The sequence below is a fragment of the Gammaproteobacteria bacterium genome, from assembly GCA_017999615.1.
Lineage (GTDB): Bacteria > Pseudomonadota > Gammaproteobacteria > JAABTG01 > JAABTG01 > JAGNLM01.
This window is the reverse complement of the sequence record JAGNLM010000008.1, coordinates 46,115-70,341: the sequence shown is the minus strand read 5'-3', so window position 1 is coordinate 70,341 and position 24,227 is coordinate 46,115. Positions and strand designations below refer to the sequence as shown.

The 24,227-nt window shown below is 70.9% G+C and carries 24 protein-coding genes and 1 tRNA gene; 8 read left to right on the top strand and 17 right to left on the bottom strand.

Going from position 1 to position 24,227, the window contains the following annotated elements; genetic code table 11:
• Positions 1-97: 97 nt before the first annotated feature.
• From KA217_08430 to KA217_08420, 3 genes are read left to right on the top strand one after another with little or no spacing between them, the layout of a single operon-like run.
• Positions 98-1,132 carry an agmatine deiminase family protein gene (locus KA217_08430; GenBank protein ID MBP7712473.1) on the top strand — a complete coding sequence of 345 codons (1,035 nt, stop codon included), beginning with the start codon at positions 98-100 and terminating at the stop codon, positions 1,130-1,132.
• The gene (locus tag KA217_08425; protein ID MBP7712472.1) at positions 1,129-2,037 is read left to right on the top strand and encodes a carbon-nitrogen hydrolase; all 909 of its coding nucleotides are present in this window, start codon (positions 1,129-1,131) and stop codon (positions 2,035-2,037) included. The genes KA217_08430 and KA217_08425 overlap by 4 nt, the downstream gene beginning before the upstream one ends.
• A complete protein-coding gene (locus KA217_08420; GenBank protein MBP7712471.1) occupies positions 2,034-3,140 on the top strand; it encodes a hydrolase in 1,107 nt (368 codons plus the stop codon). The genes KA217_08425 and KA217_08420 overlap by 4 nt, the downstream gene beginning before the upstream one ends.
• Here KA217_08420 and KA217_08415 read toward each other — a convergent pair.
• From KA217_08415 to KA217_08375, 9 genes are all read right to left on the bottom strand, one after another.
• On the bottom strand, positions 3,040-3,987 hold the full coding sequence (locus tag KA217_08415; protein MBP7712470.1) for a bile acid:sodium symporter family protein: 948 nt from the start codon (positions 3,985-3,987) through the stop codon (positions 3,040-3,042). The genes KA217_08420 and KA217_08415 overlap by 101 nt on opposite strands.
• 58 nt (positions 3,988-4,045) lie before the next feature.
• Entirely contained in the window at positions 4,046-6,145 is a 2,100-nt protein-coding gene (gene pnp / locus KA217_08410) for a polyribonucleotide nucleotidyltransferase (protein ID MBP7712469.1), read from the bottom strand.
• A 39-nt stretch (positions 6,146-6,184) separates the two neighbouring features.
• Entirely contained in the window at positions 6,185-6,454 is a 270-nt protein-coding gene (gene rpsO / locus KA217_08405) for a 30S ribosomal protein S15 (GenBank protein ID MBP7712468.1), read from the bottom strand.
• Positions 6,455-6,578: 124 nt separating this feature from the next.
• Complete coding sequence (truB, locus tag KA217_08400) at positions 6,579-7,499, bottom strand: tRNA pseudouridine(55) synthase TruB (GenBank protein ID MBP7712467.1); 921 nt, start codon at positions 7,497-7,499, stop codon at positions 6,579-6,581.
• Positions 7,474-7,872 (bottom strand): 30S ribosome-binding factor RbfA, encoded by a 399-nt coding sequence (gene rbfA, locus KA217_08395; GenBank protein ID MBP7712466.1) that lies wholly within the window; start codon positions 7,870-7,872, stop codon positions 7,474-7,476. The genes truB and rbfA overlap by 26 nt, the downstream gene beginning before the upstream one ends.
• Before the next feature lie 82 nt (positions 7,873-7,954).
• Positions 7,955-10,567 (bottom strand): translation initiation factor IF-2, encoded by a 2,613-nt coding sequence (gene infB, locus KA217_08390; protein ID MBP7712465.1) that lies wholly within the window; start codon positions 10,565-10,567, stop codon positions 7,955-7,957.
• A 19-nt stretch (positions 10,568-10,586) separates the two neighbouring features.
• Complete coding sequence (gene nusA / locus KA217_08385) at positions 10,587-12,104, bottom strand: transcription termination/antitermination protein NusA (GenBank protein ID MBP7712464.1); 1,518 nt, start codon at positions 12,102-12,104, stop codon at positions 10,587-10,589.
• Positions 12,105-12,117: 13 nt separating this feature from the next.
• Positions 12,118-12,588 (bottom strand): ribosome maturation factor RimP, encoded by a 471-nt coding sequence (rimP, locus tag KA217_08380; protein ID MBP7712463.1) that lies wholly within the window; start codon positions 12,586-12,588, stop codon positions 12,118-12,120.
• 129 nt (positions 12,589-12,717) lie between these two features.
• Positions 12,718-12,794: transfer RNA gene (locus tag KA217_08375), tRNA-Met, on the bottom strand.
• A 225-nt stretch (positions 12,795-13,019) separates the two neighbouring features.
• Between KA217_08375 and KA217_08370 the strand changes: the two genes are divergently transcribed.
• The gene (locus tag KA217_08370) at positions 13,020-13,226 is read left to right on the top strand and encodes a hypothetical protein (protein ID MBP7712462.1); all 207 of its coding nucleotides are present in this window, start codon (positions 13,020-13,022) and stop codon (positions 13,224-13,226) included.
• 41 nt (positions 13,227-13,267) lie between these two features.
• On the opposite strand, the gene KA217_08365 is transcribed toward KA217_08370, so the two are convergent.
• Complete coding sequence (locus KA217_08365; GenBank protein MBP7712461.1) at positions 13,268-13,678, bottom strand: DUF1043 family protein; 411 nt, start codon at positions 13,676-13,678, stop codon at positions 13,268-13,270.
• Positions 13,679-13,854: 176 nt separating this feature from the next.
• Positions 13,855-14,943 (bottom strand): AmmeMemoRadiSam system radical SAM enzyme, encoded by a 1,089-nt coding sequence (amrS, locus tag KA217_08360; GenBank protein MBP7712460.1) that lies wholly within the window; start codon positions 14,941-14,943, stop codon positions 13,855-13,857.
• 100 nt (positions 14,944-15,043) lie between these two features.
• Here amrS and amrB point away from each other — a divergent pair, with 100 nt between their 5' ends.
• Both amrB and amrA read left to right on the top strand, forming a co-directional pair.
• On the top strand, positions 15,044-15,829 hold the full coding sequence (amrB, locus tag KA217_08355) for an AmmeMemoRadiSam system protein B (protein ID MBP7712459.1): 786 nt from the start codon (positions 15,044-15,046) through the stop codon (positions 15,827-15,829).
• Complete coding sequence (gene amrA / locus KA217_08350; protein ID MBP7712458.1) at positions 15,822-16,424, top strand: AmmeMemoRadiSam system protein A; 603 nt, start codon at positions 15,822-15,824, stop codon at positions 16,422-16,424. Before amrB ends, amrA begins: the two co-directional genes overlap by 8 nt.
• Positions 16,425-16,449: 25 nt before the next feature.
• Here amrA and KA217_08345 read toward each other — a convergent pair whose 3' ends face one another.
• Positions 16,450-17,361, bottom strand: a complete 912-nt coding sequence (locus KA217_08345) for a pentapeptide repeat-containing protein (GenBank protein MBP7712457.1) — start codon at positions 17,359-17,361, stop codon at positions 16,450-16,452.
• 42 nt (positions 17,362-17,403) lie between these two features.
• On the opposite strand from KA217_08345, the gene KA217_08340 reads away from it, so the two are divergent.
• Both KA217_08340 and KA217_08335 read left to right on the top strand, forming a co-directional pair.
• Positions 17,404-18,633 carry a flagellar hook-length control protein FliK gene (locus tag KA217_08340; protein MBP7712456.1) on the top strand — a complete coding sequence of 410 codons (1,230 nt, stop codon included), beginning with the start codon at positions 17,404-17,406 and terminating at the stop codon, positions 18,631-18,633.
• A complete protein-coding gene (locus KA217_08335; GenBank protein MBP7712455.1) occupies positions 18,630-18,923 on the top strand; it encodes an EscU/YscU/HrcU family type III secretion system export apparatus switch protein in 294 nt (97 codons plus the stop codon). Before KA217_08340 ends, KA217_08335 begins: the two co-directional genes overlap by 4 nt.
• Positions 18,924-18,950: 27 nt before the next feature.
• Here KA217_08335 and KA217_08330 read toward each other — a convergent pair whose 3' ends face one another.
• The 5 genes from KA217_08330 to KA217_08310 form a co-directional block, all read right to left on the bottom strand.
• A complete protein-coding gene (locus KA217_08330) occupies positions 18,951-19,643 on the bottom strand; it encodes a tetratricopeptide repeat protein (GenBank protein MBP7712454.1) in 693 nt (230 codons plus the stop codon).
• 3 nt (positions 19,644-19,646) lie between these two features.
• A complete protein-coding gene (mrcB, locus tag KA217_08325; GenBank protein MBP7712453.1) occupies positions 19,647-21,893 on the bottom strand; it encodes a penicillin-binding protein 1B in 2,247 nt (748 codons plus the stop codon).
• A gap of 106 nt (positions 21,894-21,999) precedes the next feature.
• On the bottom strand, positions 22,000-22,422 hold the full coding sequence (locus tag KA217_08320) for a DUF2802 domain-containing protein (protein MBP7712452.1): 423 nt from the start codon (positions 22,420-22,422) through the stop codon (positions 22,000-22,002).
• Between the two features lie 90 nt (positions 22,423-22,512).
• Positions 22,513-23,424 (bottom strand): flagellar motor protein MotD, encoded by a 912-nt coding sequence (gene motD, locus KA217_08315; protein ID MBP7712451.1) that lies wholly within the window; start codon positions 23,422-23,424, stop codon positions 22,513-22,515.
• Positions 23,424-24,164, bottom strand: coding sequence for a flagellar motor protein (locus KA217_08310; GenBank protein ID MBP7712450.1), 741 nt, complete (start codon positions 24,162-24,164; stop codon positions 23,424-23,426). Before KA217_08310 ends, motD begins: the two co-directional genes overlap by 1 nt.
• Between the last annotated feature and the right edge of the window lie 63 nt (positions 24,165-24,227).

The window sequence follows — 24,227 nt, the reverse complement described above, 5'->3', positions numbered from 1 at the left end:
CGAGACCCCCGACCAGCATGCCCCGGAGCAGCCGAGCGTGAGCCAGTGGCCCCCCCGTCCCGAAGCCCCGGTCGCCCCTGGTGGGGTAACCCAACCTGTGTCCCGGCGCCTGCCCGCCGAGTGGGAGCCCCAGGACGGGGTGCTACTCACCTGGCCGCACCCGGCCACCGACTGGGCGCCCCGGCTGGCGGAGGTCGAGAAGACCTACCTGGCCCTGGCGGCCGCCATCGCCGCACGGGAGCCTCTCGTCATCGCCTGCGCCGACGAGAGGCTCGCCCGGCACGTCGCCGAGCGCCTCTCCCGAGCCGGTGTGGCCCGGGAACGCGTCCACCTGCCGATCGTGCCCAGCAACGACACCTGGGTCCGCGATTACGGGCCGATCACCGTCCTCGAGGGTGGCACGCCCCTGCTCCTCGACTTCACCTTCGACGGATGGGGCGGAAAATATGCCGCGCGCCTGGACGACGCCCTCACCCGCCGCCTGCACGCCGAGGGCGTGTTCGGCGAGAGCGCCCTCCTCACCCCGGGCATCGTCCTGGAGGGCGGCAGCATCGACTCCGACGGCGCCGGAACCTTGCTCACCACCCGGCGCTGCCTGCTCGCCCGCGCCGCACCAGGCGCCACCGAGGCATCGGTCGAGGCCCAGATCCTGCCGCTGCTGGGGGCCCAGCGCATGATCTGGCTCCACCACGGCGGCCTCGAGGGCGACGACACCGACGGCCACGTCGACACCCTGGCGCGCTTCTGCAGCCCGGACACCATCGCCTACGTCCGTTGCCCGGACCCCCACGACTCCCACTTCACGGAGCTCTCCGCGATGGAGGCCGAGCTGTGGGCACTGCGCCGGGCGGACGGGCAGCCCTACCGGCTCGTGCCGCTGCCCTGGCCCAGGGCCCGCCAAGACCCCGAAGGCGCGCGGCTGCCCGCGACCTACGCCAACTTCCTGGTCGTGAACGGGGCTGTCCTCGTGCCGACCTACGACGACCCTGCCGACCGTGAGGCGCTCGAGCGGCTGGCAGCCTGCTTCCCGGACCGCGCGGCGGTGGGCGTGCCCTGCCTGCCGTTGGTCCTTCAACACGGCAGCCTGCACTGTGCCACCATGCAGATACCACGAGGAGTCTGGCCTTCATGAACCGCACCTTGACGCTGGGCCTGGTGCAGCACGCCTGCGGTGACGACGCTGCCGAGAACTTCGAGCGGTGCCGGGAAGGGGTGCGGGAGGCCGCCCGGCTCGGGGCGCGGCTGGTGCTGACCCAGGAGCTCTTCCGCACCCGGTATTTCTGTCAGCAGGAAGACCCCACCGCCTTCGACCTGGCCGAGCCCGTGCCCGGCCCCGGGACCGAGGCCCTCGCGCTCCTCGCCGCAGAGCTCGACGTGGTCCTCGTGGCCTCGCTCTTCGAACACCGGGCGGCAGGGCTCTTCCACAACACCGCGGTGGTTCTGGACCGCGACCGGGGCCTGGTGGGCCGCTACCGCAAGATGCACATCCCGGACGACCCGGGCTATTACGAAAAGTATTACTTCACCCCGGGTGACCTGGGCTTCACCCCGGTGGACACCTCCCTCGGACGGCTGGGCGTGCTCGTCTGCTGGGACCAGTGGTTCCCGGAGGCGGCCCGGCTGATGGCGCTCGCCGGGGCCGAGATCCTCCTCTACCCGACCGCCATCGGGTGGGACCCGGCGGACAGCCCCGAGGAGCAGGCCCGCCAGGCCGACGCCTGGCGCACGGTGCAGCGGGCCCACGCGATCGCGAACGGCATCCCGCTCGCAGCCTGCAACCGCGTGGGCCTGGAGCCCGACCCAGCGCACCCCGGCCGGGGACAGCGCTTCTGGGGAGCGAGCTTCGTGTGCGGACCCCAGGGGGAGGTGCTCGCCGAGGCCCCCGTCGACCGGCCCGCGGTGAAGGTGGTGGCGGTGGACCTCTCCCGCACCGGGCAGGTCCGGCGCGCCTGGCCGTTCCTGCGGGACCGCCGCATCGACGCGTACGGGGGACTCACGAGCCGGTACCTGGAGCCGCGACCGGGTCCAGACCCATGACGAGCGCGCCCCCTCCTCCCGACGGCGCCGAACCGTTCCGACCCGCCTGGTGGCTGCCTTCGCCCCATCTGCAGACCCTCTGGCCCCCCGTGGCCCGGAGGCTTCCCCGGGTGCCGCTCATCCGGGAACGCGAGGAACTGCCCGACGGCGACTTCCTCGACCTGGACTGGGCGGGACCGAAGGGGGAGACAGGGCGCTCGGCGGACGCGGACGGCTCGCCGATCGTGCTCGTCCTGCACGGCCTCGAAGGGTCATCGAACTCGCACTACGCGCGGGGACTCCTGGCCCGGGTCCACGCCGAGGGCTGGACGGGAGTGCTCATGCACTTCCGGGGCTGTAGCGGGGAGCCGAACCGGTTACCCCGGGGTTACCACTCCGGAGACACCGGGGACCTGGCCCACGTGGTGTCCCTCCTTCGCGCCAGGCACCCCGCCCGGCCGCTGGCCGTCGTCGGCTACTCCCTGGGCGGCAACGTGCTGCTCAAGTGGCTCGGCGAAACGGGGCAGTCCGCCCCGGTCGACTGCGCCGTCGCGGTTTCGGTACCCTTCGATCTCGCCGCTGCCGCGCGCCGTCTGGAGCGGGGTTTCTCGCGCTTCTACCAGTGGTGGTTGATGCGCAGCCTGGCCCGCCGGGTACGGGAGAAGGTGGCCCGCGGCATCCTGCCCGAGGCCTTTGCTGCCCACGCTGGGGCGCGCGATTTCCGCACCTTCGACGACCTCGTCACCGCACCCCTGCACGGCTTCGCCGGCGCCGACGACTACTACGCACGATCGAGCAGCCGCCGCTACCTCGGCGGGATCCGTGTGCCCACCCTCGTCCTGCACGCGCTGGACGACCCCTTCCTGAGCCCCGCGGCCGTACCCGGGCACGACGAAATCCCCCCCACGCTGACGCTCGAGGTCTATCGCGGCGGGGGACACGTGGGCTTCGTAGCCGGCCCCTGGCCCTGGCAGGCGCAGTGGTGGCTCGAGGGGCGGATCACCGCGTTCATCGCGGCGCGCGTCACCCGCCCGGAGTCTTCTCCCGCCCGAGTCCGCGCGTCCGATCGCCCCGCACCCAGTGCGCCGCCAGGCTCGCGCCCGAGAGGTTGTGCCAGACGCTGAAGACCGCTCCCGGCAGAGCGGCGGCGGCGGTGAAGTACTTCGTCGCGAGCGTGGCGGCGAGGCCCGAGTTCTGCATCCCCACCTCGATGGAGAGCGTACGGCACTCCGCCTCCCCGTAGCCGAGCCAGCGCGCAGCCCAGTAACCGGCGGCAAGCCCGACCAGGTTGTGCAGCACGACGACGGCCACCGCGGCCGCCGCCAACTGCCCGATCTCCTCGCGGTTCGTCGCCACCACGATGGCGATGATGAGACAGATCGCGCTCACCGAGAACGCCGGGAACACGGTCCGCACCGTGTCCAGGCGCCGGCCGAGCCAGCGGTTCAGGAGCACCCCGACAGCGACGGGCGCGAGCACCACCTGGACGATGCCGAGGAGCATCTCCCCGACCGGCACCGGTACGGTGCGCCCCACGTAGAGCCAGGTGAGCGCGGGCGTGAGGACGACGGACAGGAGGGTCGAGGACGCCGTCAGGGTGACCGACAGGGCGACGTCCCCGCGAGCCAGGTAGGTGATGACGTTGGAGGCCGTCCCCCCGGGCGCCGCACCGACCAACACGACGCCAGCCACGAGCTGCGGCGGCAACCCGAGCAGCAGGGCCAGCAGCCATCCCGCGAGCGGCATCACGAGGAACTGCAGCCCCACGCCCAGGGCGACCAGGGCCGGGCGCCGGGCCACCGCGACGAAGCTCTCCATGCTCAGGGTGAGCCCCATGCCGAGCATCACGAGCCCCAGGAGGGGGACGACAGCGTCCCGCCACGGCAGGAACAGGTCGGGATCCGTCACGGCCACCGCCGCCAACACGGCGGCGAGGTACGGGAAGGCGCGAGTCAGGAGGTCGGGATGCATATCAGAAAGAAGGGGCCGCGCGGGCCCCTCTCTTCCGCGGTCACGGGCCCGTTCGGCGTCAGCCTTCGGACTCCTGCTCGACCGCCTTCATGCTGAGGCGGATGCGGCCCTGCTTGTCGACCTCCAGGACCTTCACGCGGACGATGTCGCCCTCGGTCAAGCGGTCGCTCACGTTCTGGACCCGCTCGTGGGAGATCTGGGAGATGTGCAGCAGTCCGTCCTTGCCGGGAAGGATTGCCACGAAGGCCCCGAAGTCCATGAGCTTCACGACCCGGCCTTCGTAGATCACCCCCACCTCGACGTCCGCGGCGATCTGTTCGATGCGCCGGCGCGCCTCGGCGCTCGCCGCGCTGTCCACCGACGCAATGCGCACGGTTCCGTCGTCGCTGATGTCGATGGTGGTGCCGGTCTCCTCCGTCAGGGCCCGGATCGTCGACCCCCCCTTCCCAATCACGTCACGGATCTTCTCCGGATTGATCTTCAGAGTGATGATCCGCGGGGCGTAGTCGGACATCTCCTGACGCGGCTCACGGATCACCTCCTCCATCTTGTCGAGGATGTGCAGGCGACCGTCGCGCGCCTGGCCGAGGGCCGTGTCCATGATCTCGCGGGTGATCCCGTCGATCTTGATGTCCATCTGCAGCGCCGTGACGCCCTTGCGCGTCCCGGCCACCTTGAAGTCCATGTCCCCCAGGTGGTCCTCGTCGCCCATGATGTCGGAGAGGACCGAGAAGCGTTCCCCCTCCTTGACCAGCCCCATGGCGATGCCGGCCACGCCCGCCCCGATGGGCACCCCGGCGTCCATCAGGGACAGGCTGGTGCCGCACACCGTCGCCATCGAGCTCGACCCGTTCGACTCGGTCACCTCGGAGACCACCCGCACGACGTACGGGTACTCTTCCATGTTCGGCATGACCGCCTGCAGACCGCGCTTGGCGAGCCGCCCATGACCGATCTCGCGGCGCTTCGGCGCGCCGACCCGTCCGATCTCGCCCACGCTGTACGGCGGGAAGTTGTAGTGCAGCATGAAGGGCTCACGCCGCTCGCCCTCGATGGCGTCGACGATCTGGGCGTCCCGCCCCGTGCCGAGCGTGGTGATAACCAGGGCCTGGGTTTCCCCCCGCGTGAAGAGGGCCGAGCCATGGGTGCGCGGCAGCACACCGACCCGGATGCTGATGGGACGCACCGTCTTCCGGTCGCGCCCGTCGATCCGAGGCTCGCCGGCGAGGATGCGCCCGCGTACGGTTTCCCGCTCCAGCTTGGCCAGCGCCGCCGCCACCTGTTGGGCGGTCCACGCAGGCAAATCGCCCTCGCTGAGCGCCTTCACCACATCGGAGCGCACCGCGTTCAACCGCCCGTAGCGATCCATCTTCTCCGCGATGCGGTAGGCCTCCCGCAGCGCTGCCCCCGCCCGGCCTTCCACGGCCTGCATCAATGCGTCGGCCTGGACGGCCGGGGCCTGCCAACCCCAGGACTTCGGGGCGACCTCCGCGGCGAGCTCCCGGACGAGCCGCACCACCTTCTGGGACTGCTCGTGCCCGAACATCACGGCGTCGAGCATGACCTCTTCGGGCAGTTCGTGCGCCTCGGACTCCACCATGAGCACCGCACTGTCGGTGCCTGCCACGACCAAGTCCAGCTGGGAGGTCTTGAGCTCGCTGAAGGTCGGATTGAGCAGGAGCTGTCCGTCCTTGTATCCGACCCGCGCAGCGCCGAGGGGGCCGTTGAACGGGATACCCGCCAGCGCGACCGCCGCGGAGGCCCCGATCATGGCCGGGATCTCCGGGTCGACCTCGGGCTCGAGGGACATCACCGTGGCGATGATCTGGATCTCGTGGGTGAACCCCTTCGGGAACAGCGGCCGCATGGGCCGGTCGATCAGGCGGGAGGTGAGGATCTCCTTCTCGCTGGGCCGCCCCTCACGACGGAAGAAGCTACCGGGAATCCGCCCTGCGGCGTAGGTGCGCTCCTGGTAGTCGACCGTGAGCGGCAGGAAGTCCCGTTCGGGCGACGGCTCCTTGGAGCAGACCACCGTGACGAGCACCGAGGTATCCCCCAGTGCGGCCATGACGGCGCCGCTGGCCTGTCGGGCGATCTCGCCGGTCTCGAGCGAAAGTGTGCGTGAGCCGTACTGAATGGACTTCTTGATCACGGGCATGGTTTTTCCTGGCCTGAATGGGGTCGTCGGGGCGACGTACTAGCGACGAAGACCGAGGCGACCAATCAGGTCCCGATACCGCTCCACGTCCGTGCGTCGCAGGTAATCGAGAAGCTGACGGCGCCGGCTGACCTTCCTCAGCAGACCCTGCCGCGAGTGGTGGTCCTGCAGGTGCACCTTGAAGTGCTCGGACAACTCGTTGATCTCGGCGGAGAGGAGCGCCACCTGCACCTCGGGCGAGCCCGTGTCCGCCGGTCCACGCTGGTACTGGGTGACAATCTCCGCCTTGCGCTGCGCTGTGAGGGGCATCGAATTCCTACTCCCGGGTCGTCGTTCTGGCGAGCGGGCTATTCTAGCCGCGCCCCCGTGGTGTCACAAGGCCAAAGACTACCCACGGCCTTGTGGGAACAAGTGATTTCCTGGTCCTGCGTCCTCACTCCGGGGAGTGGAAGAGCCGGCGTGGCGCGATGCGGCCATCGTCGAGCACCTCCCCCAGACCCAGCAGGCGGGCATCCCCCTCGTAGATGCGGACCCAGCCTCGCGTGGGAGCGCGCGGCACCAGGACCGCCTGCCCCTGGCGCAGGTAGTAGGCCATGTCCTCGGGCACGTGGATGCCCGGCCAATCCCCGAGCGCAGACTCCACGGGCAGGATGACCTCGTCGAGCGCAGCGGTCCCCTCGGCGGCGAGGGCCTCGAGCCGCTCGAGGGTCACCATCTCAGGAGACTGGTAGGGGCCGGACCCGAGCCGCCGCAGCGAGGACACATAGGCCCCGCAGCCGAGCGCCTCGCCCACGTCCTCGGCCAGCGTGCGCACGTAGGTCCCTTTGGAGCAGCGAACCGAGACTTCCGCGTCGCGGCCCTCGAAGCCCAGCAGGTCGAGCGCGTGGATGACCACCGAGCGCGGCTGGCGCTCGATCTCGATGCCCTGATGGGCCAGCTTGTACAGGGGCCTGCCCTGGTACTTGATGGCGGAGTGCATCGGGGGAATCTGGGCGATCGGACCGAGGAAGCGTGCGAGGGCCGCCTCCACCGATTGCCGGGTCACCCCCTCGAGGGGGCGGCGCTCGAGCACCTCGCCTTCGGCGTCGCCGGTCGTCGTGCGCTCTCCGAGCCGGAAGGTGGCCAGGTAGTACTTGTCGGCATTCAGCAGGAACCCGGAGATCTTCGTCGCTTCCCCGAGGCAGATGGGCAGCAAACCGCTGGCGAGCCGGTCCAGGCTTCCCGTGTGCCCCGCCTTGCGTGCGCTGAACAGCCGCTTCACACGCTGCAGGGCGTCGTTCGAGCTGAGGCCGAGCGGCTTGTCCAGCAGGACGATGCCGTCCAGGTCCCTACCCTTCGCCCGCTGCCTCGTCATCTTCCTCTCTCTTGTCCGCCTCTTCGCGGGCCGCTGCCTGCTCGATCAGCGCAGCCACGCGATTGCCCTCCGCCAGGGAGGCATCCGGCGCGAAATGCAGCTCCGGCACCATGCGCATCATCAACCGGCGGGCCACACCCCGGCGCAGGAACCCGGCGGCCCGGCGCAACGCCCGCAGGGCCTCGCGCGCCGCGACCTCCTCGTCGGGCACGACGACGAAGACCTTGGCGTTCGCGAGGTCCCTGGACACCCGCACGCGGGACACCGTCAGGTGGCTGATGCGCGGGTCATCCACCTCCTGCAGCAACAACTCGGCGACGACCCTGTGGATCGCCTCCTCCACCCGGTCGACACGGCTGAATTCCCTAGCCAATCAGGGACACCTTCCCATGCGGGACAGACTCACCTCGCCCCCGCGCGGGGGCCCCGAGCGATGACGGACGTGCCGCCACGCCTCAGCCGAGCGTGCGCATCACTTCGACGCGCTCGAAGACCTCGATGTGATCGCCCACGCGCACGTCGTTGTAGTTCTTCACGCCGATGCCGCACTCGGTGCCGGCCTTCACCTCCGACACGTCCTCCTTGAAGCGCCGGAGCGACTCGAGGCTGCCCTCGTAGATCACCACGTTGTCCCGCAGGACACGGATGGGGTTGTTGCGCTTCACCACGCCCTCGACCACCATGCAGCCGGCGATGGCGCCGAACTTCGGCGAGCGGAACACGTCCCGGACCTCCGCGACCCCGACGATCTGCTCCCTCACCTCCGGGGCCAGCATCCCGGTCATCGCCTTCTTGACGTCGTCGATGATCTCGTAGATGACGCTGTAGTAGCGCACGTCCACGCCGCCCGACTCGATGGCCCGGCGCGCGGCTCCGTCCGGCCGCACGTTGAAAGCGAGCATGATCGCGCGCGAGGCGATCGCGAGATTCACGTCGGTCTCGCTGATCCCGCCCACACCCGTGGCCAGGATCCGCACCTTGACCTCATCCGTGGAGAGTTTCTCCAGTGCATCGCGCAGGGCCTCCGAGGAACCCTGGACGTCCGCCTTCACGATGAGATTCAGGGTGTGAACCTGCCCCTCCTCCATCTGCGAGAAGACGTCCTCGAGTTTCACTGCCTGCTGCTTCGCCAGTCGAACCTCGCGGAACTTGCCCTGCCGGAACAGCGCGATCTCGCGGGCCTTGCGCTCGTCCGGAACGACCACCGCCTCGTCGCCCGCATTGGGCATCGCGGAGAGCCCGAGCACCTCGACGGGGATGGAGGGACCCGCCTCCGCCACCTCCCCACCGCTCTCGTTGAACATGGTGCGGACCCGACCGAACTCCTGGCCGGACAGCAGAATGTCCCCGCGGCGCAGGGTGCCCTTCTGGACCAGCATGGTCGCCACCGGACCGCGCCCCTTGTCGAGCCGCGATTCGATGATGACGCCCGCCGCGGGTCCATCTCTCGGGGCGGTCAGTTCCAGCACCTCGGCCTGCAGCAAGATGGCCTCGAGCAGTTGGTCCACACCCGCCCCGGTCTTCGCCGAGACGTGCGCGAACATCGCGTCACCACCCCACTCCTCGGGCATCACCCCGTGGTTCGCGAGGTCGTGCTTCACGCGGTCCGGATCCGCCTCGGGCTTGTCGATCTTGTTGACCGCAACCACGATGGGCACGCCGGCGGCGCGCGCGTGCTGGATGGCTTCCACGGTCTGCGGCATCACGCCGTCGTCCGCCGCGACCACCAGGACCACGATGTCCGTCGCCTTCGCGCCCCGGGCGCGCATGGCCGTGAACGCCGCGTGGCCGGGCGTGTCCAGGAAGGTCACGGTCCCCTTCGGGGTCTTCACGGAGGAGGCGCCGATGTGCTGGGTGATTCCACCCGCCTCCCCGGCGGCGACCCGCGTGCGGCGCACGTAGTCGAGGAGCGAGGTCTTGCCGTGGTCCACGTGCCCCATGATGGTCACGACCGGCGGTCGTGGCAGCAGGTCGCGATCCTCCTCGGCCGCGCCCAGCACCTCTTCCTCGAGCGCGTTCTCCTTCAGCAGCTTTCCCCGGTGTCCCATCTCCTCGACCACCACTGCCGCGGTCTCCTGGTCGATCACCTGGTTGATGGTCACCATGCTGCCCAGGCGCATCATCGCCTTGATCACCTCGGTCGCCTTGACCGACATGCGCTGGGCGAGCTCGGCCACGGTGATGGTCTCGGGGATGTTCACCTCCCGCACGATCGGGGCCGTCGGCCGGGCAAACCCGTGCCGAGGCGCCGCCGGCGTGACGACCCCACCCCGAGGACGCGTCTTCTTCTTCGGGCGGCGGCCGCTCTTGTCGCTCGCCACGTGCAGCTCACTGCGCGCAGCCGGGACCTCCTGAAGGTCCTCGACCGCCGCCTCGAGCACGCGCTGCTCTCGCGTCGGGCGCGCACTGCGCTCCCGGTGGCGCTCCTCGGCCGCCTCGCGCGCCCGCGTCTCCTCCTCGGCCTTGCGCCGCGCCTCCTCCTCGGCCGCCCGCTGGGCTTCTTCGAGCCGCAGCGCCTCCTCCTCCCGGCGCCGCCGCGCCTCCTCTTCCATCTCGATCCGCCGGCGCGCCTCCGCCTCGCGGCGCTCGACCTCCTCGACGCGCAGCTTCTCCCCGACCTCCTCGTGGCGTCGGCGTGCCTCTTCCAGCAGCGCCTGCTTGGCCACGTCCATCTGGCGGCGCATGTCCTCGTCGTTCAGGCCGCGCTCGAGGCTCTCGATGGTGGGCGACTCCGTCCGCCGGCCCAGGGCACGCTTCGTGCGAACCTCCACCGTCACCGTCTTGCGCGTGGGCGGCGCAAGCGTGCCACGCGCCTTCTTCTCCGCGCTGACGGAGATCTCGCTGACGGTCTTGCGCTTGAGCGTGATCGGATGCGCAGCGGGCTCTTCGGTCGGAGCAGGCTTGCCGCGGCGGCCCCGCAGGTGGTCGAGGAGCTGGACCTTCTCCTCCTCGCTGATGCGGTCCTCGCCCTCCTTGTGCGCCAGGCCCGCCTCCTGCAGCTGCCCGAGCAGCCGCTCGACCGGGACCTTCAGCACCTCGGCAAACTGTCTTACCGTCACGCTCGCCATAATCCTGAGCCTCGACTGCCTAACTCTCCTGCGCCGCTTGGTCTTCGGCGAACCAGGTCGCTCGCGCGGCCATAATGAGCTTTCCCGCCTCTCCAGGGTCCATCCCGACCAGCTCCACCAACTCGTCCACCGACTGCTCCGCCAGGTCGTCCCCGGTCGCCACGCCGTGCGAGGCGAGCGAACGCGCCAGGTCGACCGTCATCCCTTCCACGGCGAGCAACGTTTCGTCCAGGTCCGCGGCCGTCTCCTCGCTCGCGATCGCGCGGGTCAGGAGCACGTCGCGCGCGCGCGACTGCAGCTCCCTGGCGATGTCGCCGTCGAATTCCTCGACCTTCAGCATCTCGTCCAGCGGAACGTAGGCGACCTCGTCGACGGTGGTGAAGCCCTCCTGCACCAGGATGGCCGCGACCTCCTCGTCGACGTCGAGCTGATCCATGAACGAACGCTGCAGCGCCTGGACCTCCGCCTCGCTCTTCTCGTCGGCCTCGCCCTCGGTCATCACGTTGAGCGTCCACCCGGTCAACTCGCTGGCGAGCCGCACGTTCTGGCCGCCACGGCCGATCGCGAGCGCGAGCTGGTTCTCCGCGACCGCGACGTCCATGCTGTGCGCCTCCTCGTCGACCACGATCGAGGAGACTTCGGCGGGCGCCATCGCGTTGACGACGAACTTCGCAGGGTTCTCGTCCCAGAGCACGATGTCCACACGCTCGCCGGCGAGCTCGTTCGACACCGCCTGAACCCGTGAGCCCCGCATGCCAACGCACGCCCCGATGGGATCGATGCGCTGCTCGCGGGTGCGCACCGCGATCTTCGCGCGCGAGCCCGGGTCGCGCGCCGCGGCCTTCAGATCGATCAGCCCGTCCGCGATCTCCGGCACCTCCAGGCGGAAGAGCTCGATCAGCAACTGGGGCGCCGTGCGGCTCACGAACAACTGCGGACCGCGGGGCTCCGAGCGCACCTCCCGCAGGTACCCGCGCAGCCGGTCGCCGGGGCGAATCGCCTCGCGGGGGATCAGCTCTTCCTTGAGGACCACCGCCTCGGCATTACCGCCCAGGTCGATGAGCACGTTGCCCCGATCGAGCCGCTTCACCACGCCCGTCACGAGCTCGCCCTGGCGCTCACGGTACTGCTCCACGACCTGGGCCCGCTCGGCCTCACGGACCTTCTGGACGATCACCTGTTTGGCCGTCTGCGCCTCGATCCGACCGAACGCGACGGACTCCATCGGTTCCTCGATGAATTCGCCCGCCTGAACACCCGGCTTGCGCAGCACCGCTTCGCTCAGCCGGATCTGCCGCTCGGGGACGAAAGGCGCCTCCTCCGTCACCGGGGCCTCGTCGGGGAGGACCTCCCAGCGGCGAAAGGTGTCGTACGCGCCGGTCTCCCGATTGATCGACACGCGCACGTCGATCTCGCCGCCGTGCTTCTTGCGCGTCGCGCTCGAGAGCGCCGCTTCGATCGCCTCGAAGATGACCTCCTTGCCAACGCCCTTCTCGTTGGAGACGGCGTCCACGACCATGAGGATCTCTTTACTCATCGCCAGGCCCCCATCAGCGCTTTCCGAAGGCCGGGTCGGGCGCGAGGTGCGCCCGCCGGATCGCATCGAGCGGCAATACCCTTTCCACCCCATCCTCCAGCACGACCACGCAACCCTCCCGCATCCCGCGCAGAACGCCAGTGACGCTCCGCCGCCCCTCCACCGGGACGTCCAGCTTCACCTTGACCCGCTCGCCCGCGAAACGATCGAAGTGCGCCGGCGTGAACAGCGGGCGCTCGAGTCCCGGCGAGGACACCTCCAGCGTGTAGGCCCCACGGATGGGGTCTTCCACGTCCAGCACGCCGCTCACCTGGCGACTCACCCGCTCGCAGTCTTCGAGCGTCACCCCTTCGGGCCGGTCGATGTACAGGCGCAGGAGCGAGCGAACCCCCTGCCCCTGGAGCTCGACGCCCACGAGCTCGTACCCCAGACCCACCACGCTCGGCTCGAGAAGGCGGCGTAGCCGCTCCGCCTCATTGCGCATTTCCGGCCTCAGAAACAAAAAGTGGGCGCGAGGCCCACTTGTTCACGTCCGCACTGGCGACCTCGCCGGCCGGGGACTGCCTGGCCGACCGTAAAGAAAAGCCCCGACGTCGGGGCCTCTCTTCGAACTTGGTAGCGGGGGCAGGATTTGAACCTGCGACCTTCGGGTTATGAGCCCGACGAGCTGCCAGACTGCTCCACCCCGCACCCGAACCCGCTTAGTGTAATGGCAGGCTTGAACAGGCACAAGCAGTAAGGCAGACCCGATGCGTGGGACGCCCCCTGGCGGGTGACAGCGCGGGACGGGCCTGTTACATTTTCGCGCCAGCGCACGCGCCGCAACGGCGCACGGCCCTCGCCGCTGCACCGTTCCCGGGGTGGGAATGGGGGGCGGGGTTGCTGCGCGGTCCCTGCAACGGCCAGGTAGAGGTCATGTTCGAAAACGAGCAAGCGCTGGGCAACGTCCCTCGGGTCAGTGAAGACGACCTGGAACGCAACATCGACGAACTGCAGTCACGCATGGATACGCTTCTGGCGCAGGACGGCGAGGAAGACCGGGCACAGGCGAAGGTCCTCGCGGTGCTGCTGCGCAACCGCAGGAACATCATCGAGCTGCTGCGCAGCGGCCGGTTCGTCTGAGGGCGCCCCACCGGCGCCCCCTTTCGCGCCCCCGCCCCGGGTCACCCGAAAGGCGTTGACCCCTTCCTGGACGCGTCCGCGGAAGGCTCTTCGCCCAGGCCGCCCAGGCCCTCTGCCCCCCCCAGAAGCCCCCTCTCGGGCAGTTCCAGGGCCGGCGCCGGACTCTCGGCACTGCAGAGGGACCGCACCCCTCCCGCCATGTGCTCGTAGATGGCCCGGTAGGAGGAGGTGAGCCCCTGGAACAGGTCCGAGGTCCGCCGGAAGTGCTGATAGACCTGCTCCCGGTAGGCCTTCAATTCCGCGTTGAGCCGGTCGATCTCCGCCTGGAGCCGGCGCCGCTGCAGATGGTCGGGGAGCAGCACCAGGTAGACGGTGAAGGCACCGATGGCGAACCCCGCCAGAAACGGCACCACCGCCACCGTCCACTCCTCACCGGTCCACAGCCCGCCCATGTGCCCCCTCTCCCGTGTCGTTCGCCTGCGCCTTCCAGCCGCACCGGCCGCCGCAGCCGGCGGCCCCCGGTCTCGCCCGGAGTGTACCAGGGTCCCGGCGCAATTCGGGGGGCCCGCGCCGTCGCGCCGCGGCGCCGTCGCGCAGGACCGCACCGCCCGGCGCAGGGCTCGAATCCTCAGGCAGAGTAGGAGGCGAGGCGAACCGGTTGCCGGCGGCCGCCCCACTGGCCGGGCCGGGCCTCGAAGACGCCCGCGCAGGGTGTCCCGCAACGGTCGCAGCGCCCGTCGGCCGTCAGGTGCCAGGTCGACAGCACGTACCCGTCTCGCCCGACCAGGACCTGCCCGCACTGATGGCAGTACGTGCTCTCCCCCTGCGGGTCGTGGACGTTCCCGACGTAGGCGTAGCGCACCCCGTTCTCCATCGCGATGCGGCGCGCGCGCGTGAGCGTCGCGTGCGGGGTCGCCGGGGTCTCCGTCATCTTCCAGGCAGGGTGGAAGGCCGTGAAGTGCATGGGGACGTCGGGGCCGAGCTCCCCGACCACCCAGCGCGTCATGGCCTCGATCTCCTCGCTCGAGTCGTTCTCCCCCGGGATCAACAGGGTGGTGAGCTCCAGCCAGACCCGGGTCTCGTGCTTCAGGTAGACCAGAGTGTCGAGCACCGGCTGCAGGTGCCCGCCACAGAGCCGCTGATAGAAGTCGTCGCGGAATCCCTTCAGGTCCACGTTGGCCGCGTCCATCCACTGGAAGAGCTCCCGCCGCGGCTCGGCGGTCACGTAGCCTGCCGTCACGGCCACCGACTGGATCCCCCGGGGCCGGCAGGCCTTCGCCGTCTCGACCGCGTACTCCAGGAAGATCACCGGGTCGTTGTAGGTGTACGCCACGCTGCGGCAGCCGAGACGCTCCGCGGCCCGCGCCAGGGTCTCGGGGTCCGCGGCATCCATCAGGGTGTCCATCTCCCGGGACTTGCTCATGTCCCAGTTCTGGCAGAACTTGCAGGCGAGGTTGCAGCCGGCCGTCCCGAACGAGAGCACCGGAGTCCCCGGCAGGAAATGGTTGAGGGGCTTCTTTTCGATCGGGTCGACACAGAAACCGCTCGAGCGCCCGAACGTGGTCGAAACGATCTGGTTCTCGACCCGCGCCCGCACGAAGCACAGACCCCGCTGCCCCTCGTGGAGCTTGCAGAACCGGGGACACACGTCGCACTGCACGCGTCCGTCCTCGAGCCGGTGCCAGTACCGGGTCGGCACCACCCCGGGGTCCCGCAACGATACCGCCTGCGCCTCGAAAGTCACGACCGGCCCTCCCACGCGCGCCGCACTTTCCTATACTCGTCGTAAGTAGGCCTCGTGGCGAGGAAAATCAAGCATGAGCGTCGTGCGCAGGCCCGCCGTGGCGGGGATGTTCTACCCTGACGACCCGGAGGAGCTTCGCGAGACGGTCGCGGCGCTCCTCGCGGACGCCGCACAGGACGGCTCACCTCCCAAGGCCCTCGTCGCGCCCCACGCCGGTTACAAGTACTCGGGGCCTGTCGCGGCCACCGCCTACGCACGTCTCGGGCAGGCACGCGAGACCGTCCACCGGGTCGTCCTGCTGGGCCCCAGCCACCACGTGGCCTTCCGGGGGCTCGCGGCGTCCCGCGCCGACTTCTTCGAGACCCCGCTCGGCAGGGTCGCCCTGGACACCCGGGCGCTCGCCCAGCTCGCCGACCTCCCGCAGGTACAGGTCCTCGACGCGGCCCACGCGCGCGAGCACAGCCTGGAGGTGCACCTGCCCTTCCTGCAGGTCGCACTGAAGGACTTCACGCTCGTCCCCCTCGTCGTGGGCGACGCGACGGCCGCAGAGGTCGCCCAGGTCCTCGAACGGCTCTGGGGAGGGCCGGAGACCCTGATCGTGGTGAGCTCGGACCTGAGCCACTATCACGACTACGCGAGTGCCCGCCGGATGGACCGGGAGACCTCGGGTCTCATCGAGGGCCTCTCCCCGGTCCCGCTGCACGGGGAACAGGCTTGCGGCTGCCGCCCCGTCAACGGACTGCTGCAGGCCGCCCGCGACCACGGACTGCAGGTCCAACTCCTCGATCTGCGGAACTCGGGGGACACCGCGGGGCCGCGCGACCGGGTGGTGGGTTACGGGGCCTACGCCTTTGCCTGAGAGTCTGACCGCGGAACAGCGGCGCACCCTGCTCGAGGTGGCCCGCGCCTCCATCGCCCGCGGACTCGCCCACGGAGCCCCGCTCCCCACTCGGGCGGCGGACTACGAGCCGGCACTGCGCCCCCTGCGGGCGACGTTCGTCACCCTCGAGTTGGGGGACGCGCTGCGCGGGTGCATCGGCAGCCTCGAGGCACACCAACCGCTCGTGGAAGACGTCGCCCAGCACGCGTTCGACGCCGCGTTCCAGGACCCCCGCTTCCCACCCGTCACGGCCGAGGAGGCGCCCCGCCTCACCGTGCACGTCTCCGTGCTGTCCCCCCGCGAGCCGCTGGACGTTCGCGACGAGGAGGAGCTCCTGCGGTCGCTGCGCCCTGGGGTGGACGGGCTGCTCATCGCGCAGGGCCATCGGCGTGCGACGTTCCTGCCATCCGTCTGGGACAGCCTTCCCGACCCCGCCCAGTTCCTCGCTCACCTCAAACGCAAGGCCGGCATCCCGTCAGGGCCCTCCCGGGAGCCGCTGTACGCCTGGCGCTACACCACGGAGAGCTTCGGCGATGCGGGAGGCGGCGAGGCGCCCGGCTGCGGCAGCGCCTGAGCGGCGCCCGGCCGTCCCGACCCCGTCACTCCGGGGTACAGGACCCGACCGACTGCGGGGCGCAGAGGCGCCCGTCCACCCAAACGGCCCTCCCCAGTGCCGCACCTTCGAGCCGGGCACCCTGGAGCCGCGCCCGGCTGAGGTCCGCGTATCGAAGGTCCGCACCGGAGAGGTCGGCCGCGCTGAGGTCCGCGCCGGACAGGTTCGTCCCCACCAGCGAGGCACCGGAGAGGTCCGCCGCCGCCAGGTTGGCGCGGGCGAGGTCCGAATAGGCGAGGTCGGCCCTGGGGAGCCGCGTCTGGGTCATTCGGGCCTCCCGGGCCTTCGCCCCGCGAAGGAGGGCGCCGGAAAGGTCGGCACCGGATACATCGAGCCCTTCGAGCCGGCAATCGTGCCAATCGACCCCGGGGTCGGGGTCGCTGTTGCAGTGCGGGCCGGGAGGCGGTCGAGGTTTCGTCGTGAGCACCGCGACCGTGGTCACCAGCGCCAGAGTCGCCGCGACCCCCAGCCACGCCCAGCCCCGTCGGCTCGGGGCGGGCCGGCGCACGTCGCGCAGGAAGTCCTGGCGCTTGCGGCGGGCCCGGACGAGCGCCTCGGGCTCGGGACGGCGCCGCTCCTTGCCCGAGCGCCGTTCCGCGATCTCCGGGGAAGGCACCTGGCCGGCACGTCGATCGATGCCGCTGCGCTCGTCCTCCCGCAGACGCAGCCGCCACAGGGTGTCCTCGTCGGAGAGCTCGTCCAGCCCCACCGGCAGGAGCTCACTGCGCGATCCGAGGGGCACCCACTCGGTCCCGTCGCGGCTCACCTCGTCGCCGAGGCGCACCCGGCCGAGGACGATGTGGCGTGCGACCTGGGCCGCCGCAAAGGGTCCCCGGACCTCGCCGGCGCGCCGGACGTACCAACCGCCCCGTTCTCTTCCCGCTTCAGTGTCCGACACGGATGCCGATAGTCCTCTTCACGGGCAAACTCCGCCGAACCCATGGCCCGGCCCTTGGACATCCCGCGCATCGCACTCGGCCCGCCTGCCGGGCCCTCCGGCACCGACGCTCCCGCCCTGAAGAGCTGGCGGGTCGGGCAGATCCTCCCGATCAGCGTGGTCGAGGCCCCGGCACCGGGACGCGCAGTCCTGATGATGGCAGGCCAGCGCATCGAAGCCCAGACCGAGGTCCCCCTCACTGCCGGGCAACGGTTGACGGCACGAGTGGAGACCGCCGACCCGCCCCAGGTGCTGCGGATCCTGGCCCCGCCAGACCCCGACAGCCCTGGTGGCACCGGGGTCCGCTCGGCTCAGCCGCTCCCGCCGGCCGGCCACGGAACCCCGGACGCCGTCTTGCGCGAGGCCCTCCGGTCCGTTCTGCCCTCCGCCGGCTCCCTGGGGGGGGCGCTGGAGTCGGTGACCCGACTGCTGACCGAGGTTCGAGCGCCGGCCAACCTCTCTCCGGTGGTCGATACGCTCCTCGCCACCCTGCCCACGGTCAATCAGGTCTCGAAGGGGCCGGGACTTCGCGCCGCGGTGGAGGACAGCGGCACCTTTCTCGAGGCCCGTCTCGCCGCCATGGCACCTGGGCAGCCACCGCCCACCGATCTGAAGGCCCAGTTGCTTCGGCTGGCGACCCTGCTCCCGAGGGCGGCCACCCAGGCGGAACCTTTAGCCCAGCCGCCGCGGTCGGGGACCACCGAGAACACCGCACCGCCCCCGGGCGAGTTGCCGGACGGTCCGCCCGTCCTGCCGGCGGGGGTGTCGGCCGGGACCCTGCGGACGAGGTCCGAGGTGGAGGCGGCCATCGCCCGCATCGAACTGAATCAGCTCCGGGCAGTGCCCCACGGCGAAGGGCCCCACCCCGGGTGGCTCGTCGAGGTCCCGGTGCGCACGACCGACCACCTCGACGTGCTCAGCCTCCACATCGAGCCCGAGACTGGCGCCGACCCCGGTGGGGGTCCCCGCCCCTGGAGCGTCTCCCTCGCGCTCGACCTCGAGGCGCTGGGCCCGGTCCAGGCGCGCGTCGTCTGGCAGGCTGGGAGCGTCGCCACGACGATCTGGGCGGAGGACCCCGGGACGCTCGACCTGCTGCGCCAGAGGAGCGAGGAGCTCACCGCCGCCCTGCGCGGCGCGGGGCTGGAGCCGCGCGGCGTCCACTGCCTGCCGGGCCCGGGACCCGGATTCCGCGCGCCCCGCCTGCCCGATACCCTGCTCGATCTCCGCGCGTGAGCAGCGAGCCCGTCCCCTCCACTGCGGTCGCCCTGCGCTACGACGGGACGGGCGCGCCCCGCGTCACCGCCAGGGGACGGGGCGAGGTGGCCGACCGGATCCTGGCGATCGCCCACGAGCACCAGATCCCCGTCCGCGAGGACCGCAACCTGGTCCAGCTGCTGGCCCTCGTGGAACTGGGCGATGAGGTCCCGGCCGAGCTCTACCGGGCGGTCGCCGAGGTCATCGCCTTCGCCTACCGCCTGTCCGGCAAGGCCCCCCCGGGGACCGGCCCGGGGCCGCAGGCATAGCCGGGCGCCGACCGAAGGCCCCCCGCCCTACGGCCCCCCGAGGGCCCGGGCCCGCGCCGCCGCCGCGCTCGCCTGCGCGGTGTCCCCGGTGCGTTCCCTCGCCTGGGCGACCACCCGCCAGTTCCGGGCCTGCAGGGCGGCGTCCGCGGTCAGCGAATTGCTGCGCGCAGCCAGCTGGGCGGCCTGCTCGTCCTGGTGCTGAAAGAGCCGGACCAGGGAGAGCTGGTGCCACAGCCAGGGGTTGTCGGGCTCAATCCGCAACGCACGCTCCAGCGTCGCCGACGCCTGTTCCAGGTTGCCCGCGCGGGTCTGCTGATTGGCCTGCGTGGTAAGCGCGGCCACCACTTTGCTCTGGGAGGCCGACGCCCCGGGGAGCCCGGCCTCCCGAACCGCAGGCGCCGCCGATACCACCGTCAAAGCCTCGGCGGGGGCCGGGGGCGAAGGCCGCGCCTCGACCTCTGCGGGGCGCGGGGACGGCGGCAGCGGGATCGCCACCACGGGGGCGGGCTCCGGAGCCGGCAGCGGGGCGGCCACGGGGGGCGCCGGGAGCGATGCGACCTCCGTCGGCCGCGGCACCTGCGCCCTCGGCTCTGCCCGGGAGGAGGTCGTGAGGGGACGGTCCTCGACAGAGACCACCGAGCCCCGGTCCCCGGCCACCAGCGCGCAACCGCCGAGCAGCAAGACCCCGGGCCACAACCACAAGACACGCACGACCGTCACCGCTCAACCCTCCCCGAAGAGCCCGTCCAGGGGGCTCGCGTCACCACCGCAGCTCCCTTCGGGCAGGGACGTACCCTTCAGGAACGGAAGGCGGACCGCGCCCGGGCAGTCCTGCTCGAGCCGGTGTCCCGCCGTCTTGTCCACCCACTGCCACTCGACCCCGGCCGGCACCGGCGGGTCCCACGGCGCGGGCGCGAGCCCGCCCATCAGGTCGACCCACACCTCGAGGGCCCCGTCGGAGCCGGTGAGCCCCGTCGGCTTGTTGTCGTCCCGCCCCACCCAGGCGACGGCCAGCCGGTCACCTCCGAAGCCCGCGAACCAGCTGTCGCGCAGGTCGTCGGTGGTGCCGGTCTTGCCCGCCAGCCGCGGGGAGCCCGCAAGCCGGCGATAGGGACGCTGCCCAGTCCCCTCCCTCAGGACCCCCATCATCAGCGTGTCGAGCAGGTACACCGGGGCGGGGTCGAAGGCCTGCTCCACCGAGAGCCCGTAACGCTTGAGGGGTTTGTGGTCGGGACCCGTCACCTCCCGGATCGCGCGCAGCGGGATCCGGAAGCCGAGTCCGGCCATCGTCTGGTACATCTGGGCGGTCTCGAACGGGGACAGATCCAACGCCCCCAGCAAGACCGAGGGATACGGGGGGATCTCGGCCGTCACTCCGAGCCCGGTCAGGGTCCGCGCCACCTTGCGCAGACCGATCTGCAAGCCCAACTGCACGGTGGCGAGATTGTAGGAGCGAGCCAGGGCCGTCTGCACCGTCACCTCGCCGTGGCTGCGGTGGTCGAAGTTCTGGGGCGCCCACACCTGTCCCGGCGCCGACTTGACGCGCACCGGCTGGTCCTGCAGGAGGCTCACGGGAGAGAACCCCTCCCCGGGCAGCAGCGCCGACAGATACACCGCCGGCTTGACCAGCGACCCGATGGGCCGCCGGGCGTCGAGCGCCCGATTGAAGCCCGGGGCCTGCGGGTCGCGCCCTCCCACGAGCGCGAGGACCTCCCCGGTCTTGGGGTCCGCGACCACCACCGCCCCCTCCAGGGTCCCCTGGGCGACCCGCCGGGCACTCTCGATGGCGGCCAGGCGCCGGGCGAGGACCCGCTCGGCCTGCGCCTGCGCGGGCGGCGCGAGCGTCGTGAATATCTGCAGCCCCTCGCTGCGCAGGTCCTCCTCGCGGTAATCCCGCACGAGCTGCCGGCGCACAAGGTCCACGAACGCCGGGAATGGAGAGTTCGCGAAGCCAGCGTCGGGGCGTACTCCGAGGGGTGCGGCGCGCGCAGCCCGCGCCTCCTGCTCGCTCACGGACCCCTGGGCCAGCATCTGATCGATGACCAGGTTGCGCCGCTCCAGGGCCCGCGCGGCCGAGCGCCGCGGGTTGTACTGGTTCGGTCCCCGCGCCAGCCCCACGAGGACCGCGATCTCCTGCAGGCGCAGTTCCCGCAGGGGGCGCCCGAAGTAGAACTCGGACGCGAGCCCGAAGCCATGCACGGCCCTGGGACCCTGCTGCCCCAGGTACACCTCGTTCAGGTATGCCTCGAGGATCTCGTCCTTGCTGTACCGGCGCTCCAGCAGGAGCGCCATCAGGGCCTCGTTGACCTTGCGCGCGAGGGTGCGCTCGCGCGTCAGGAAGTAGTTCTTGACGAGCTGCTGGGTGAGCGTGCTGCCGCCCTGCACGACCCCGCGGGCCCTGAGGTTCGCCCACAGCGCGCGGCCGATACCGCGCGGGTCGAGTCCCCAGTGCTCGTAGAAGCCCCGGTCTTCGACCGCCAGGAGGCCCTGGACGAGCGCGGGGGGCACCTCGGAGAGCCGCACGAGGACACGGTCCTCGTGATGGGTGGGGTAGATCCTGCCGATCTCCAGCGGCTCGAGGCGCAGCAGGGGAGCCTCGTCCCCACCCTCTGCGCTCACCCGCTGGAGGCGCTCACCGGAGAACGTGAGGCGAGCCTTGCGCGTGGGCTCCGATCCGTCCCAGAACCGGAACCCCCGGACGTAGACCTCCACCGTCGCGGGGTCCTTGCGGTTGTAGCTCCCGGGGCGCTCGAGCCGCACGGTCTTCTGGTAGCCGAGCCGCTCGAGCTCCTGCACCAGCTCCGCGGCGGACAGCCGCAAATCCGGGTAGAGCTCGAGGGGCCGCGCATAGATACGCGCTGGCAGCGCCCAGCGCTTGCCCTCGAACTGCTTCCGGATCACCTGGTCGAGCCAGACCCCGTAGCCCAGGAGGGCCACCAGGAGGACCAGACCGAAGATCAGCAGACCCACCCCGAGCCGCCCACCGCGGCGGGCGGGCGTCTTCGTTCTCTTTCGTCGAGCACTCATTGCCCCGGATTCTACCAGGGCACGGTGGGGCCGCGGGCTGGAGTGTCGGTCAGCCGGTACCGGTCGCGGCCGAGCGTTGGGCTTCGGGCGGGCGGGCCCGGGCGCTGCGGTGGAGGATCTGGACCAGCTCGGCCTCGCCTCTGGGCAGCCCGCAGGTCGTCACCAACTCCTCGACGCTGGCCCCGCGGCTCGCCAGTCGTATCGCCTGGTGGTACACGCCCTCGTCGGGCTCACGCAGGGCGAGCTCGTCCTGGCGCTCGGTCAGGCGGCGCAGCCGGTCCTCGAGGAGCACCACCGCCTCGCCCATGCCCCGGGCCCCGACACAGACCGCCTGCATGTCCCGCTCCAGTCCGCGCACGAGGCCCTCCTGACGCTCCAGTTCCGCGCGCAGCCTGCGGACGTAGACCGCCACCCCGGCCGCGCCAGTGAACAGGATCGACAGACTTGCGAGAAAGGGCCACGTCATATCCATCGCTGATCGCCTCGAGCGTGCTCGCTCCCGCGGATCTCCCGCCAGACGGACCCCTTGCGGCACCCCAATGCCGTCAAGGATCCGGCGCTCTCACCCCTCGGGGGGCACCCTTGCACGGGCCGTGCCAGACGCCGCGATCACGACAACCACCCGGCGGTTCCGGCTCCGCCCCTCGGGGGTACCGTTGTCGGCGACCGGCCGATGCTCGCCGAAGGCGATGGCCACCAGCCGCTCCGGCCTCACGCCGTTGCGCGTGAAGACGTGCACCACGCTCGCCGCACGCCCCGCGGACAACTCCCAGTTGGAGGGAAAGACCTCGGTGTTGATCGGGACGTTGTCGGTGAAGCCCTCGACCTGCACGGGGTTGGGAAAGGTCTTCAGGACACCCGAGAGGTCGCGCAGCACGGGCAAGGCGCTGTCCACCAGCCGCGCGCTCCCGCTCGGGAAGAGCAGGCTCGTCTTGATCTCGACTTCGACCCCGAATTCTGTGGTGCGCACGTCCACCAGCCCCCGGGCCAGCAAGCCCGCGAGAGCGACCTCGATCTGGCGTGCCACGCTCTCCCGATGCGCGGCCAGCGCGCCGGGCTCCTGGCCACCGGGCCCCCCGTTCGCCTCGGGCCCCACGTTCGCCTCGGGCCCCACGTTCGCCTCGGGCCCCTCCCCGCCCGGTTCCTCTTCCGTCCCGCGCCCGCTCTTCTCCCCGTCCAACTCCTCCACCAACTGGACGGGCACCGGGATCGGCCGGGGGGTGGTCACCGGAAGTTGCTGGCGGACCGGTGGCGCGCGCACCAACTGGCCCACCTGGATCGGCTCGAGGCTGCGGGTCGAGCTGCGAAAGGCCGAGACCATCGCGTCGGAGAGGACGCGATACTTGCCCTCGTTGACGGAGGACACGGCGTACATGACCACGAAGAACGCGAACAGCAGCGTGATGAAGTCGGCGTAGGAGACAAGCCAACGCTCCTGGTTCTCGTGCTCCTCGTGTCGGCGGCGGGAGGACACTACTCGAGGTATCCGCGCAGCCGGAGCTCGATGTTCATCGGGTTCTCACCCTCGGCGATCCCCAGGATCCCCTGCACCAGCATCTCGCGATACTGGGTCTGGGCGTGGATGACACCCTTCAACTTGTTGCCGACCGGCAGGAGGACCAGGTTCGCGAGGCCGACGCCGTAGACGGTGGCCACGAACGCGGTGGCGATACCAGGTCCCAGCTTGCTCGGGTCCGCCAGGTTCCCCATCACGTGGATCAGTCCGAGCACGGCACCGATGATGCCGATGGTCGGGGAGTACCCCCCCATCGCCTCGAAGACCTTTGCGGAGGCCATGTCCCGCTGCTCCCGGGCGCTGAGCTCCACCTCCAGCGTGTTGCGGATGGTCTCCGGCTCGTTGCCGTCGACCAGGAGTTGCAGCCCCTTGCGGGCGAACATGTCAGGCTCGGTCTCGGTCAGGCTCTCGAGTCCGAGCAGGCCCTCGCGGCGGGCCACCTGGCTCCAGCTGACGACCTTCTGGATGGTCGCCGTGAGGTCGTAGGCCGGCGGCCTGGCGACCCAGCCCACGATCTTCAGCGCCCGCAGAAAAACCGGTACCGGCGACTGCAGCAGGGTGGCCCCGAGCGTGCCGCCGACCACGATGATGAGCGCCGGCCCGTTGACCAGCGAGCTGAGGTGCCCCCCCTCGAGCAGGTTGCCGCCGAGGATGGCACCCAGGCCGATGAGGAGACCGGCGGCGCTGAGGACGTCCATCGCTCAGCGTGCCCGCGGGTGTGTCGAGGTCAGCCGCATCGAGCCGGCCTCAGGCGGCGTTCT

Excerpts from the sequence above, each read along its gene's own strand:
- KA217_08425 (MBP7712472.1), top strand. The coding sequence starts at position 1,129 with ATGAACCGCACCTTGACGCTGGGCCTGGTGCAGCACGCCTGCGGTGAC.
- KA217_08420 (MBP7712471.1), top strand. The coding sequence starts at position 2,034 with ATGACGAGCGCGCCCCCTCCTCCCGACGGCGCCGAACCGTTCCGACCC.
- KA217_08415 (MBP7712470.1), bottom strand. The coding sequence starts at position 3,987 with ATGCATCCCGACCTCCTGACTCGCGCCTTCCCGTACCTCGCCGCCGTG.
- pnp (MBP7712469.1), bottom strand. The coding sequence starts at position 6,145 with ATGCCCGTGATCAAGAAGTCCATTCAGTACGGCTCACGCACACTTTCG.
- rpsO (MBP7712468.1), bottom strand. The coding sequence starts at position 6,454 with ATGCCCCTCACAGCGCAGCGCAAGGCGGAGATTGTCACCCAGTACCAG.
- truB (MBP7712467.1), bottom strand. The coding sequence starts at position 7,499 with ATGACGAGGCAGCGGGCGAAGGGTAGGGACCTGGACGGCATCGTCCTG.
- infB (MBP7712465.1), bottom strand. The coding sequence starts at position 10,567 with ATGGCGAGCGTGACGGTAAGACAGTTTGCCGAGGTGCTGAAGGTCCCG.
- nusA (MBP7712464.1), bottom strand. The coding sequence starts at position 12,104 with ATGAGTAAAGAGATCCTCATGGTCGTGGACGCCGTCTCCAACGAGAAG.
- rimP (MBP7712463.1), bottom strand. The coding sequence starts at position 12,588 with ATGCGCAATGAGGCGGAGCGGCTACGCCGCCTTCTCGAGCCGAGCGTG.
- KA217_08370 (MBP7712462.1), top strand. The coding sequence starts at position 13,020 with ATGTTCGAAAACGAGCAAGCGCTGGGCAACGTCCCTCGGGTCAGTGAA.
- KA217_08365 (MBP7712461.1), bottom strand. The coding sequence starts at position 13,678 with ATGGGCGGGCTGTGGACCGGTGAGGAGTGGACGGTGGCGGTGGTGCCG.
- amrB (MBP7712459.1), top strand. The coding sequence starts at position 15,044 with ATGAGCGTCGTGCGCAGGCCCGCCGTGGCGGGGATGTTCTACCCTGAC.
- KA217_08340 (MBP7712456.1), top strand. The coding sequence starts at position 17,404 with ATGGCCCGGCCCTTGGACATCCCGCGCATCGCACTCGGCCCGCCTGCC.
- KA217_08320 (MBP7712452.1), bottom strand. The coding sequence starts at position 22,422 with ATGGATATGACGTGGCCCTTTCTCGCAAGTCTGTCGATCCTGTTCACT.
- KA217_08310 (MBP7712450.1), bottom strand. The coding sequence starts at position 24,164 with ATGGACGTCCTCAGCGCCGCCGGTCTCCTCATCGGCCTGGGTGCCATC.